Origin of the sequence: Ciceribacter sp. L1K22, assembly GCF_017599385.1 — a bacterium.
Classification (GTDB): domain Bacteria; phylum Pseudomonadota; class Alphaproteobacteria; order Rhizobiales; family Rhizobiaceae; genus Allorhizobium.
The window spans coordinates 1,355,399-1,367,311 of record NZ_JAGFPK010000001.1; the positions used below are offsets into that span (position 1 = coordinate 1,355,399).

12 protein-coding genes and 1 pseudogene are annotated in these 11,913 nt (G+C 64.3%); 7 read left to right on the top strand and 6 right to left on the bottom strand.

Features of this window, described 5'->3' with window-relative positions; all coding sequences use genetic code 11:
* The 4 genes and pseudogenes from J5J09_RS06780 to J5J09_RS06795 form a co-directional block, all read right to left on the bottom strand.
* Positions 1-2,011, bottom strand: a pseudogene (locus J5J09_RS06780) (transporter); the annotation flags it as partial.
* 187 nt (positions 2,012-2,198) lie between these two features.
* Entirely contained in the window at positions 2,199-2,699 is a 501-nt protein-coding gene (locus J5J09_RS06785; RefSeq protein ID WP_208548914.1) for a hypothetical protein, read from the bottom strand.
* Positions 2,700-2,819: 120 nt separating this feature from the next.
* The gene (locus J5J09_RS06790; protein ID WP_208548915.1) at positions 2,820-3,347 is read right to left on the bottom strand and encodes a GNAT family N-acetyltransferase; all 528 of its coding nucleotides are present in this window, start codon (positions 3,345-3,347) and stop codon (positions 2,820-2,822) included.
* Complete coding sequence (locus J5J09_RS06795; RefSeq protein WP_208548916.1) at positions 3,344-3,622, bottom strand: DUF1778 domain-containing protein; 279 nt, start codon at positions 3,620-3,622, stop codon at positions 3,344-3,346. The genes J5J09_RS06790 and J5J09_RS06795 overlap by 4 nt, the downstream gene beginning before the upstream one ends.
* Positions 3,623-3,944: 322 nt before the next feature.
* On the opposite strand from J5J09_RS06795, the gene J5J09_RS23005 reads away from it, so the two are divergent.
* From J5J09_RS23005 to J5J09_RS06820, 5 genes are all read left to right on the top strand, one after another.
* Complete coding sequence (locus J5J09_RS23005; protein WP_208548917.1) at positions 3,945-5,057, top strand: CHAP domain-containing protein; 1,113 nt, start codon at positions 3,945-3,947, stop codon at positions 5,055-5,057.
* A gap of 137 nt (positions 5,058-5,194) precedes the next feature.
* The gene (locus J5J09_RS06805) at positions 5,195-5,530 is read left to right on the top strand and encodes a hypothetical protein (RefSeq protein WP_208548918.1); all 336 of its coding nucleotides are present in this window, start codon (positions 5,195-5,197) and stop codon (positions 5,528-5,530) included.
* Between the two features lie 86 nt (positions 5,531-5,616).
* Complete coding sequence (locus J5J09_RS06810; RefSeq protein WP_208548919.1) at positions 5,617-8,427, top strand: heavy metal translocating P-type ATPase; 2,811 nt, start codon at positions 5,617-5,619, stop codon at positions 8,425-8,427.
* A 2-nt stretch (positions 8,428-8,429) separates the two neighbouring features.
* Entirely contained in the window at positions 8,430-8,861 is a 432-nt protein-coding gene (cueR, locus tag J5J09_RS06815; RefSeq protein WP_208553216.1) for a Cu(I)-responsive transcriptional regulator, read from the top strand.
* A gap of 92 nt (positions 8,862-8,953) precedes the next feature.
* Entirely contained in the window at positions 8,954-9,148 is a 195-nt protein-coding gene (locus J5J09_RS06820) for a heavy-metal-associated domain-containing protein (RefSeq protein WP_208548920.1), read from the top strand.
* A 12-nt stretch (positions 9,149-9,160) separates the two neighbouring features.
* Here the strand turns inward: J5J09_RS06820 and J5J09_RS06825 are convergent, their stop codons facing one another.
* Together J5J09_RS06825 and J5J09_RS06830 are read right to left on the bottom strand one after the other, a co-directional pair.
* Positions 9,161-9,682 carry a GNAT family N-acetyltransferase gene (locus J5J09_RS06825; protein WP_208548921.1) on the bottom strand — a complete coding sequence of 174 codons (522 nt, stop codon included), beginning with the start codon at positions 9,680-9,682 and terminating at the stop codon, positions 9,161-9,163.
* Between the two features lie 58 nt (positions 9,683-9,740).
* Entirely contained in the window at positions 9,741-10,958 is a 1,218-nt protein-coding gene (locus J5J09_RS06830) for an MFS transporter (RefSeq protein WP_208548922.1), read from the bottom strand.
* A 122-nt stretch (positions 10,959-11,080) separates the two neighbouring features.
* Here J5J09_RS06830 and J5J09_RS06835 point away from each other — a divergent pair, with 122 nt between their 5' ends.
* Positions 11,081-11,440, top strand: a complete 360-nt coding sequence (locus J5J09_RS06835) for a carboxymuconolactone decarboxylase family protein (protein ID WP_208548923.1) — start codon at positions 11,081-11,083, stop codon at positions 11,438-11,440.
* Between the two features lie 84 nt (positions 11,441-11,524).
* Positions 11,525-11,878 (top strand): hypothetical protein, encoded by a 354-nt coding sequence (locus tag J5J09_RS06840; RefSeq protein ID WP_208548924.1) that lies wholly within the window; start codon positions 11,525-11,527, stop codon positions 11,876-11,878.
* Positions 11,879-11,913: the final 35 nt, after the last annotated feature.

Below are 11,913 nucleotides of genomic sequence, written 5' to 3' on the forward strand. Positions count from 1 at the left end.
GCGTGCCCGGCGAAAAGCCCGGCGCCAGCGTGCCGCCGCTGCCGATGGTGACGGTGCGCCCGGCCGTGCCGAAGGTGCCGGTGCCGCCGAGCAGCCCGCCGCCGGTCACATCGATCGCGCCGCCGAGCAGCGCGCCGTCGGCCAGCATCAGCCCGCCGCCGGTCACCGCCGTTGTGCCGGAAAAGGCGGAACTGTCGCCGAGAAGCGTCGTCGTGCCGGCCAAATGGCGGATCGTGCCATTGCCCGAGATCCCCGCCTGAAAATCATAGTCGTCATCGGTATGGTTGAAGACGAGCGTGCCGTTGCCGGCCCCGAACACCAGCCGCGCCGCATCGAGCCTCCCCGCCGCCACCGCCGCATCTCCCTCCGCCGCGCCGATCGACACGGTGCCGTTGGACCCCCCATACGCCGCAACCGTCGCCGTGCCGCCATGGCTGCCATCGCCGAGTTGTGCTCCGACGGTGACCGTGCCGCCGTCCGCGATCGTCAGCGATCCGCGACCTGAGCGCCCGATGGTGAGCCCGGCGCTGTTGTTCCAGCTTGACCCGTCGCCGGTGACGTTTGCCGCACCGGTCACGCCCGCCATGTAGGCGATGTTGCCTTCACCATTGTCCACCCTGCCGCCATCCGCGACCGTGAAACTCCCGTAGCCGCCATTGCCGACAGTGAACGTCCCGAAGTTTGTCCAGGACGAGCCATCGCCTGTGACGGTCATCGCGCCGGAACTGCCGCCATAAAGACCGATGGTGCCGCCGTTGCTGCGCGCGAAGCCGCCGTCTTCGATGGTGACGATGCCGTGGCCGTACCAGCCCGCGGTGATAGCCTGGAGGTTGTGCCATCGCGATCCCGCACCGGTGATCGTGACCTCGCCGCGGCCGCCGCTTTCGGCTGCCAGAATGCCACCCGTGTTGGCAACCAGTCCGCCATCGGCGATCGTCAGCGTTCCGCTCCCTTGCGCGCCGATATAAATCTGCCCGCTGCTCCTCAATTCCGATCCCGGCCCCGTGACCGTGACCGCACCTTCGCCGTTGGTGACTGTGCCGACAATGGTCTCGGTGCTGGTGACGAAACCGCCGTCCTTGATTGTCAGCGTCCCATTGCTATTGCTGCCGACGGTCAGGTACGTCGTATTCTCCCAGGCCGAGCCGTCGCCTGTCACGGTCACGGTGCTTTCGCCGTTGCCTCCCGTTCCGATGACGCCGCTGCTGCTGGTCACGACGCCCCCGTCGGCGATCAGGAGCGTTCCCGTGCCCTCGCCGCCCACGAACATGTTCGACCTGGCGTCCCAGCGCGATCCGTCACCCGTGACCGTCACGCTGCCCGTGCCGCCGTGTTCCCAGCCGATGGACGCCGACGTGCCGGACACATGACCGCCATCCGATATCGTCAGGCTGCCATTGCCATACTCGCCCACCATGATGCTGCCGGTCATCTCCCAGGCCGACCCCGGTCCCGTGACGGTGACAGTGCCCTCGCTGCCGCCGCCGCTGCCGAGGATGCCGACGAAACTCTCGACGAGGCCGCCGTTCTCGATCGTCAGCGTACCCTCTCCGGACTGGCCGACGAAGAAACCGTTGCTGCTCGTCCAGCGGGAGCCGGGGCCTGTCACGAGGATGTCGCCGGTTGCCGACGAGGTTACCGCCACATCGACATCGCTGCTGGAAACGACGCCGCCATCCGCCACGGTGACGGTGCCGTAGCCGACCTGGCCGATGTTCAAGTCGCCGCTATTCGTCCAGGTCGATCCCGGCCCGGTGATCGTTACATTGCCGGTCTGGAACAGATACATGCCGAGATAGGCGCTGCCGGTGGAGAGATCCGCGCCGTCTCTCACCGTCAGCGCGGCGTCGCCCGTCGTGCCCAGTCGGATCTGGCCTGTCGTCCAGGAGGTGGCGCCCGCCGGCGGCGAGGGCGTGACGCTGCCTGTCGCCTCGATCGATTGCGCCGCCGCCATGACGGGAAGAAGCGAAAGGCTGGTGGTGACGAGGAGATAGGAACGGATACGGATCATGGATGCAACACGGTATGTCAGGGGACGATGGGCCGGCCGGATGCCTGCAGGCAGGCTCCGGGCCTTCGTCGCTACCACTACCGGATTTGCGAATGGTCGGGTTATGCACAGCGTTCCGCCGACCCCCGCCTTCCTTGCGGTTCCGTCCCAATGAAAGGAAATCTTTACACTTTTGCCGGGGAGCGCCTCAGGGCAGCGTCACCACCTCGGTCGTCTCGTCGATCAGCATCCGCGCGGCGGAGGGATCGACGGGCTCGGCCGGCGCCACCGTCGGATTGCCGGGATAGGCCGTGCCGTCGAACCGCATGGCGACCGTCCCCGAAGCCGCCCCGCCGCCGCCGACCGAAACGGCCAGATCCGCCCAGCCATGGCTGGTCGTGGGCAGCACGCCAACAGGCATCTGCGCCACCGAGGCGTCCATCACCACCGAAAAGCTCTCCCCCTTAGGCGTCAGCACCAGCAGATTACATCCGCCCGACCCACACCACATCGGCCCCATCACATACGCCAAAACCTCGTCGGCCCCGTCGGCATTGAGATCGGCAAACGCCAGTGCGACGCGGGTGGGGCCGATGTCGCCGGACATCTCGGCGGTGAGGCGGGTGGTGAGGAAGGCCGACACGGCCGCGGTGTCGGCGGCTGCCGCGGGGGTGGCGAGGAGGAGGAGGGGGAGGAGAGCGAGGCGCATGTGGGGGCTCCGGGTGGTGGTGGAGCGGGAGGATAGCATGGGCCAGGGCGACGGGGGAGACGGCGGGCTCGGAGGGAGGCGCCCGCCATCTCCCAAAAGCCATGGAAATCGAGCCTTCCCTTACAGCAGGCCTTTGGCGCGCAAATCGGGAGCGAAGGTTGCAAGGGGCATGACGAGGGTCAGCGGCTTGTCCTGCAGCGGTTCGGCTCCGTAGGAAGCGTACCAGTTGGCGGCGCGTTCGCTCTTTGCGTCGATGACAAGCAGAAGACCACCGCCTTCACCGGCGAGCCGCAGGCAACGCAAGGCTGCTGCGGCAAGGAGTTGTCCTCCCAATCCCTGCCCCGCCATGACGCGGTCCGTTGCCAGACGGGCAAGCCTGAAGCCCGGTACGTCATGTCGTGCCAGTCCCCGCGTCATGGATCCGGGGACAGTCTCATGCGCCACGGACGCGGGCGCGATGGTGTAAAAGCCAAGGATGCGGTCTGGTATTGCATTGTCGACCGCACAGAAGGTCTTGGCTGCGTTCTGCTCATGGCTCTGCCGTGCAAAGCGTTGCAGAAACGCGTTCATCTGCGTATCGCCGCAATCGAAGGACGCCCGATCATGGGATTTCCTGATCGGTTCCTCGTGCCATGGCGGAATGCTCACAGGGTATCCGGCAGCGCTGCGACAGCAGCCCGCAACCTGGCATTCGGCTTGGGCGGGTTTTCCAGCAGATCGAGGATGCGCAGGTAATCCCGTTCCGACACCTTGACCGCTTCGGCCTCGGCAATCACCGCCTCTGCTTCCCGCAGCGCGGATTGCGTCACGAAATTGGTGAGGTCGGTATCGCGCAATGCGGCGGCCCGCAACAGCTTCGCCTTCGCTGCCGGTGCAATACGCAGGCTCATGCGCTCGTTATCTTCGATTGCCGCTCTTGGCATGGGAGGCTCCATTTCGACTGGTTCGATAGTATGGGTGCTTTGGATGCTTCAGGTCAAGGTGTACGTCTTCAATACGTACGTCAGGGTCGTCGCAATGGTGGAAACTGGAGAGTTTTAGGCGTTGAGGCGGGTAGTGAGGAAGGCGGAGACTGACACGGTGTCGCCGGCAGGGGCGCGGGTGGCGAGGAGGCATAACTTTGAGAGAACTTCTTTGCCTGTATGGGGTTGCGGTTGAGTTGCTCTTGTGTGAATTGCAGCGTAAAGTTTTAATACTGTTTGCGTTGATATCAGGCTACGCCATATGGGGAGTTGGAGCAAATAAGTGGTCGTCAAAGGACACGAAGCCGATGCAATCCTAGAGAAGATAATGGACCGAGATTTAAGTGTCGAACAGTTGCTGGCACTTTACTCGACTGCGAAGGGCGATGCAGGTGAGGCAAACGCTGGAAATGAAAAAAGACAGCCATTTTGGGCAATATTCCCCTGGGCCGCCTTAATGACTGTATTGGGTGGAATCGCTACGGCCTATATTTCAGGTGAATTCGAGAATATAAATGCTAGAGACAGCCATGATAACGATTTTAGATTAAAGCAGCTTGAGTATCAGTCGCAGATATTTCAAAGACTTCTTGAGATTGACATCGATAAAATAACCAACGAAGAGCTTGATGCGAAAGCAATTAAAATTATCTCAAGTGATGAGCGACGCGACAGGATTTGTTTGGCCGCTGCTTTCGGCATGATACAAATACCCGACAATGTTGTAGGGGTTAGTGCTGACAATAAAGAGGCCTACGCAAAGGCGTTGTCGGAGCGATTGGACGTTGCCTACGGATGCGGATCTGCCAAACTTCCGACGGAGTTTCCAAGTGTAGGGCCAACTAAAGCTGTTTGTCCTGCTGAGGCGCCTTCTGATACACCGACCAAAGTTCCAGATGGCGTGCCGATCGATAGCTATGCATATAGAATTCTTAGCATTGCGCTTGCAGAGTTGAGGCGTGGGGTGCACGAGGAATGTGATCCTCAGATAATTGCAGATTATTTCTCGGCATCCGGTATGTCTGGCGTGACCCGTGGCGGATGGGCGACCGCATTTGTGTCTTGGGTTACAGCAAAAGCCGGCAATCCTAAAGGTATTGCCCCATCAATTAGCGCGTCACAGTATTGGCGAAACGCGTTAGCGACAAACTCGGCGTTCTCTGCAGAGAGCATCGGTCCCCGTGCTGGAGACGTTGTCGTATTTGTGAGGGACATTGTGAGCGTCGGTATAGCCAGAGGTGACAATGGGCGACTTTGGAAGGGTCATATAGGTATTGTGTGGAGGGTAACACCAGACACATTTGAAATGATAAGTGGCAACTCCAACGACCGAATCGAGCTATCGGTCGAGAATCGTGACGATCCAAATATCGTAGGCTTTATAAGACAGGGCTAACTCCCTGGCCTTCCTATTATGGTAACTCCTACATCTCTCCTCTGAAGGGAAATACTAATAACTGCGAACATGAAAACCACGCTCGCGCTGCAGCGGATCACGCTTGTCGCCGGCCCCGTCAACCGAGACCGGTAGCGATGCTTGACCCTCCGACCGCAGCCTCGCCCGCGCGGGCGAATTTCCGGGTGCAGATTGGTCACGTTGAGATGAAGATACTGAAAATCGTAGGAGCTGACGTAGGCATCAAGGTCGTTCTTCTGAACGCTTGCCTTTGTCCCGGGAATGTCCTCAGCAATATCGTCATTCTTCAGAATGGCGGGAAAAGGCTTTTTGTATCGCCTCCAGGCAATCCGGATTACTTTGTCGATGTTTGGCTCGATGCGGGTGTGGTTTCCGTGCACACGTTCAGCGGTCATGTGGCGAAACTGGATGTTTCGTCCGGAAACTTGCGCGACTTTGCATTTGTGAAGTGAAATCACGACGGCTTGGAAGGTCTGCCCCCCCCTTGACCTTCCCATCATGGTAACCCCTACATCTCTCCCCGAAAGGGGAAAGACCCATGACTGTGAACACGAAAACCACGCCCGCCCTGCAGCCGATCACGCTTGCCGTCGAGGGCATGACGTGCGCGTCTTGCGTGCGGCGGGTGGAGCTGGCGGCGGGCAGGGTGGAGGGCGTCGGGAAGGGCGTCGTCAACCTTGCGGCGGAGACGCTGACGGTGACACCGACGGCCGGCTTTTCCGGTCCGGCGCTGGCCGAGGCGATCCGCAAGGTGGGTTATGAGGTGAAGCCTGACATCGTCGAGCTCGAGATCGAGGAGATGACGTGCGCTTCCTGCGTGTCCCGCGTCGAGAAGGCGCTGATGGCGGTGCCCTCGGTGGAGCGGGCCTCCGTCAATCTCGCCACCGGCAGGGCGCTGGTGACGGTGCTCGGCGGCCGCTCGCAGCTGCCGGCCCTGATCGCGGCGGTGAAGACCGCCGGCTATGGCGCCAGGGCGGCTGTGAGTGCCGAGGAAACCGGCGGGCGCGACGCGGCGCGCGAGAAGGAGGTCGGGCGGCTGACGCGCGATTTCCTGATCGCGCTGGTGCTGACTTTGCCGGTCTTCGTGGTCGAGATGGGCGCCCATCTCTATCCGCCGCTGCACCACACGCTGATGGGGCTCTTTCCCGGCAACACGCTGAATCTCACGCAGTTTGCGCTGGCGAGCCTGGTGCTGGCCGGTCCCGGCCGGCGCTTCTTCGTGAAGGGCGTTCCGGCCCTTCTCCGGCTTTCGCCCGACATGAATTCGCTGGTCGCGGTCGGCACCTCGGCGGCCTATCTCTATTCGCTGGTGACGACCTTCGCGCCCGGCCTGCTGCCGGTGGACGCGCGCCATGTCTATTACGAGGCGGCGGTGGTGATCGTCACGCTGATCCTGCTCGGCCGGCTGCTCGAAGCCCGCGCCAAGGGCCGCACCGGCGAGGCGATCCGCAAGCTTTCGGGCCTTAGGCCCAAGACCGCGCGGGTGGAGCGCGACGGCATGACGGCCGATATTCCGGCCGGCGATGTGCTGGTCGGCGACGTCGTGGTGATCCGCCCCGGCGAGCGGCTGCCAGTCGACGGCACGGTGCTGGACGGCTCCTCCTTCGTCGATGAATCGATGATCTCGGGCGAGCCCGTGCCGGTGGAAAAGGGGCCGGGCGCCGCCGTCATAGGCGGCACGATCAACGGCAATGGCGCGCTGCGCTTTAAGGCCGAGAAGGTCGGCGCCGACATGATGCTGTCGCAGATCATCCGCCTGGTGGGCGAGGCGCAAGGTGCCAAGCTGCCGATCCAGCTGATGGTCGACAAGGTGACCGGCTGGTTCGTGCCGGCGGTCATGGGCGTTGCGGCGCTCACCTTCCTGGTCTGGCTGATGCTGGGGCCGGAGCCCGCCTACACCCATGCGCTGGTCGCCGCCGTCGCGGTGCTGATCATCGCCTGCCCCTGCGCCATGGGGCTTGCGACGCCGACCTCGATCATGGTCGGCACCGGCCGCGCGGCCGAGGTCGGCGTGCTCTTCCGCAAGGGCGAGGCGCTGCAGACGCTTAGCCAGGCCGATACGGTGATGCTCGACAAGACGGGCACGATCACAAGGGGGCGGCCGGAGGTGACCGATGTCGTCACGGCTGACGGCTTCGAGGAGGCGGAGGTGCTGGCGCTGGCGGCCAGCGTCGAGGCGCGTTCGGAGCATCCGCTGGCGCTCGCCATCGTCAAGGCGGCGGAGGCGCGGGGGCTTGAGGTTGCCGAGGCCGAGGGGCTGGAGGCGGTGACGGGGTATGGGATCTCGGCCCGCGTGTCCGGCCGCATGGTCGAGGTTGGGGCGGACAGGTTCATGCGCAAGCTGGGCTATGGGCTCGGGGAGGGGGCGGATGCATCGGCGTCGGCGCCAGCCCCTCACCCCGCCTCCGCTGCGCTCGGCGACCCTCTCCCCGCCAGCGGGGCGAGGGGGACCGTCACCGCTGCGGCCGCCATGACCGGCGAACGTCTTCAGGAGGAGCCCGCTCACGCCTCTCGGGACCCGGCTCTCGGTGTGGATGGTGATGAGGCCGCCGACGGCGCGGCAACTCCCTTCTCCCCGCAGGCGGGGAGAAGGTCCCGGCAGGGGGATGAGGGGCAGCCCGCCGGGCAAGCGGCGCTGGCCGGCATCAATGAGGGGCAGGGCCGGACCGGAAACGACCCCATCGCCGCCGCCGCATCCCGCCTTGCGAGCGAAGGCAAGACGCCCGTTTATGTCGCGATCGACGGCCGGATAGCCGCCGCCATCGCCATCGCCGATCCGTTGAAGGAAAGCTCGGTGGCGGCGGTGAAGGCGCTGAAATCGCTGGGGCTTTCCGTCGTCATGGTGACCGGCGACAACCGGGCGACGGCGGAGGCCGTGGCGCGGGCGGCGGGCATTGACGGCGTCATCGCCGAGGTGCTGCCGGAGGGCAAGGTGGAGGCCGTGCGGGCGCTGAAGGAGAAGGGTCGGAAGGTCGCCTTCGTCGGCGACGGCATCAACGATGCGCCGGCCCTTGCCGCCGCCGATACCGGGGTGGCGATCGGCACCGGCACCGATGTGGCGATCGAAAGCGCCGACGTGGTGCTGGTCGGTGGCGATCTGGCGTCTGCCGTCGCCGCGATCGAGATCGGCCGGGCGGTGATCCGCAATATCGGCCAGAACCTGTTCTGGGCCTTCGGCTACAATGTGGCGCTGATCCCGGTGGCCGCCGGCGCGCTCTATCCGGCCTTCGGCATTCTCTTGTCGCCGATGATCGGCGCGGCGGCCATGGGACTCTCCAGCGTCTTCGTGCTGACCAATGCCCTGAGACTGAAGCGGTTTCGGCCGCTCGCGATGAAAGGAGACGCATGATGCTGAACATCGGCGAAGCGGCGGCCGCCTCGGGCGTGAGTGCCAAGATGATCCGCTACTACGAGACGCTGGGGCTCGTCAGCCCGGGCCGCACCGGGGCGAATTACCGGGTCTATGGCGAAGACGACGTGCACCGCCTGCGCTTCATCCGCCGTGCCCGCTCGCTGGGTTTCTCCATGGAGGAGACCGAGCGGCTGCTGGCGCTCTGGGACGACAAGACGCGCGCTTCCGCCGAGGTGAAGCGGCTGGCAAGCGCCCATATCGCCGACCTGAACCGCAAGATCGCCGAGATGCGCGGCATGGTCGACACCCTCTCCGACCTCGTCTCCTGCTGCCACGGCGACGCCCGCCCCAACTGCCCGATCCTCGCCGATCTCGCCGGCGACGAGGGGGCGGCCAAGCGCAAGGCGAAGGGCAGGGCGGCGAAGGGCTGAGAGGCCGCCCGCCTGCGGCAATCCGGCGCTTGACCTTGCCATGGGGTCAAGGTGCAGAAAGACAGGACAAAATACAGTACAGGAGGAACACCATGATCGAATTCCGCGTCGAAGACATGACCTGCGGCCATTGCGAAAAGACCGTGAGGGCGGCGCTGGCCGACGCCCTCCCGGGCGCCCCCGTGACGGTCGATCTCGCCCGCCATCGCGTGACCGTGGACGGCGACGCCGAGAAGGCGGCCGTGGCGATTGCAGAGGCAGGGTATACGGCTGTCAGGGTGGGGTGAGGGGCCTGCCCCTCAGCCGAGAGGCAAGGCCATCAGGACTTCGTCGTGATAGACGTCACCGATCTTGAGCGATCGTTTTTCCAGTCCGTACTGCTCGAAGCCGATTTGACGATAGAGAGCGAGAGCGGGTGCGTTTTGGGCCTCGACAATCAAGGTGACCTCCTCGACGACCGCGGCCGCGTAAGCGATGGCGTGATCGAGGAGCGCACGCCCGACCCCCGTGCGGCGCGCATCGCGACGGACATAAAAGCCCCACAGGGACGCCTTGTGCCGCATCTTTTCCTCCGTGGGAACGCGCAGGCCGATGATGCCGACAAGCGTCCCGTTCGTGCCCGACCGCGCACCGAAAACGAGACCCCGTTCCAGCCTCATCGAAAACCGCGCCGCGTCCTGCGAGGCTTCCTCCTCCCATGACGCTCCGAAGGCCTCCGGATGTTCGCGAAGACCTTCAAGGCGCAGGGCGCGGTAGTCGCTCCCTTCCTCGCCTCCAAGCCTGGAAATCCGGAAGGGAGGAAGGCCCGTTTCGGGGTTCATGTGCGGTATCCTTCTGGAACGGCTTTATCAAAGCATGAGGCGGGAGGGAGGTCGTACCCTATCGCAGCCGCAGACGGAACAGGCTGTAGACCAGCAGCAGGCCATAGCCCAGGGCGGCAAGCAGGAAGGGCGCGCGCAGTGCCATTTCGCGGCCAGCATCGGGTTCGACGAATGCGACTACCACGCCGCCGAGCAGCGCCCCGAGCGGCATAGAGCCCCAGCCGAAGAAGCGGTAGATGCTGTTGACGCGGCCGAGCAGGTCGCCGGGAATGCGGCGCTGGCGCCAGGAGACGGTGATCACGTTCCAGAGCATCGACGCGGCCATGAAGAAAAACAGCGAGGCGCCGACCACGACCGTGTTCGATGTCAGCCCGATGACCGCGTAGCCGAGGCTCCAGCCGCCGAGCGCAACGAACAGGCTCGCCTGCGCGCCGATGAAAGACGCGATCCATGGGGCGGCGAGACTGCCGGCCACAGCGCCGACGGCGGCGATCGACAGGAGCAGCCCGTGGCCGGCGGCGGAGAGGCCGAGAATCTCCTGCGCGAACAACACGGTAATCGTGGTCGCCATGGAAAACAGCAGGTTGATGACGCCGAGCGTGATGGCGAGCCTGAAGAGGGGCGTATCCCGGCGCATGTAGCCCACGCCCTCCTTCAGCGCCGGCCAGAAGCGCGAGGACACCCGAAGCGCCGGCGGCAGCGTGATCAGCCAGACGAGCCCGGCCGCCATGACCAGCGCCGCGACATCGAGGCCGAAGGGGATCGCGATTCCGGCGCCGATCAGGAGGCCGGCAAGCGGCGGGCCGACGAACTGGCCGGTGATCTGCTCGGCGCTCCACATCTGCCCGTTGGCGGCCTCCAGATCAGCGGGCGCGACGATGGCCGGCAGGATGGTTTGCGCTGCATTGTCGCGCATCACCTCGGCCGAGCCGAGCAGGAAGGCGAGCCCGGCCAGCACCCAGACGGCCTCCGGAGTGGGCTCGGCGAGCGCCAGCATCATGATCGAAAACACGATCGCCGCCCGCAGCATGTCGGTACGGGCAATCAGCGTGCGCCGGTCGGCGCGGTCGATGATGACGCCCGCCGGCAGGGCGAACAGCAGCCAGGGCAGGCTGAGCGCCGCCGCGACGGCGGAGATCGCCACGGGATCGCGGGTCATCAGCGTCGCCAGCCACGGTAGCGCCAGCACCATCAGCCCGTCGCCGAGATTGGTGAGCGCGCCGGCCGACAGCAGCAGGCGGTAATTGCGGTTGCGGACCAGAAGTGGCGTGGCCATGGCGGGACTCTCCGATTTTCAGGGAGTGTAGGCCGGAAAGCGACGAAGGGGGAAGCCCCTTGAATTCATGGCCCAAATACATATATAAAAAGCTATATGTATAACCCTGCGAGGACCACGCCATGAACACGCCCGTCAAGTTCTATCCCGATATCACAAAAGACATTTCCGCCCACACGCGCACGCTGCGGAAGGAGATTCCCGACGTCATGGCCGGCTTTTCCGCCATGGCGGGGGCGGCGACAAGGGACGGGGCGCTGGACAAGAAGGCGAAGGAGTTCGTGGCGCTGGGCATCGGCATTTCCACCCGCTGCGACGGCTGCATCGGCTTTCACACCGAGGCGCTGATCAAGCTCGGCGCGACGCGGGCGGAATTCCAGGAAGTGCTGGGCATGGCGATCTACATGGGCGGCGGGCCGAGCCTGATGTATGCGGCCCATGCCATGGCCGCCTGGGAGCAATATGGCGGGGCGGCGGAATAGGTAAAAGGCTTACTAATTTAGGGAAGAAATGGTTTACCATTGAGCGCTAGGGTTGTGTCTCCATAAAAACCGGAGGGTGATTCGATGCGCTTTTCTCTTGCCCTGGTTGCTCTTTCGACCCTTGCCGTTCCGGCCTTCGCGGGCTGGAACAATCTCGCCATCTACAACAAGAAGATCGCGACGATCGAGGAATGCCACGACGTGTTCAACGCCCAGACGCCCGACTGGCGCAAGCGCCCGAACTTCGTCATCCGCAGCCTGCCCGGCGGCCGCGAGGTGATCGCCCAGTGCCTGCCGGATGGCGTTTCCGAACTCTACTGCGACCCCGCCACCAACCGCTCCGCCGTCGCGGTGCTCGTGGACGAAACCGTCCCCGCCTGCAGCGACATCACGCCACGGTTGAAGGTGCGCAATGTGGATGTGCTGGCGCTGGAGTAAGGAAGAGACGCTTAAACTAACCGCTGGTCGAGAAG

Bases quoted from the DNA above. Each gene is read 5' to 3' on its own strand.
- J5J09_RS06785 (WP_208548914.1), bottom strand. From the start codon at position 2,699: ATGCGCCTCGCTCTCCTCCCCCTCCTCCTCCTCGCCACCCCCGCGGCA.
- J5J09_RS06795 (WP_208548916.1), bottom strand. From the start codon at position 3,622: ATGCCAAGAGCGGCAATCGAAGATAACGAGCGCATGAGCCTGCGTATT.
- J5J09_RS06805 (WP_208548918.1), top strand. From the start codon at position 5,195: ATGCTTGACCCTCCGACCGCAGCCTCGCCCGCGCGGGCGAATTTCCGG.
- J5J09_RS06810 (WP_208548919.1), top strand. From the start codon at position 5,617: ATGACTGTGAACACGAAAACCACGCCCGCCCTGCAGCCGATCACGCTT.
- J5J09_RS06820 (WP_208548920.1), top strand. From the start codon at position 8,954: ATGATCGAATTCCGCGTCGAAGACATGACCTGCGGCCATTGCGAAAAG.
- J5J09_RS06825 (WP_208548921.1), bottom strand. From the start codon at position 9,682: ATGAACCCCGAAACGGGCCTTCCTCCCTTCCGGATTTCCAGGCTTGGA.
- J5J09_RS06830 (WP_208548922.1), bottom strand. From the start codon at position 10,958: ATGGCCACGCCACTTCTGGTCCGCAACCGCAATTACCGCCTGCTGCTG.
- J5J09_RS06835 (WP_208548923.1), top strand. From the start codon at position 11,081: ATGAACACGCCCGTCAAGTTCTATCCCGATATCACAAAAGACATTTCC.
- J5J09_RS06840 (WP_208548924.1), top strand. From the start codon at position 11,525: ATGCGCTTTTCTCTTGCCCTGGTTGCTCTTTCGACCCTTGCCGTTCCG.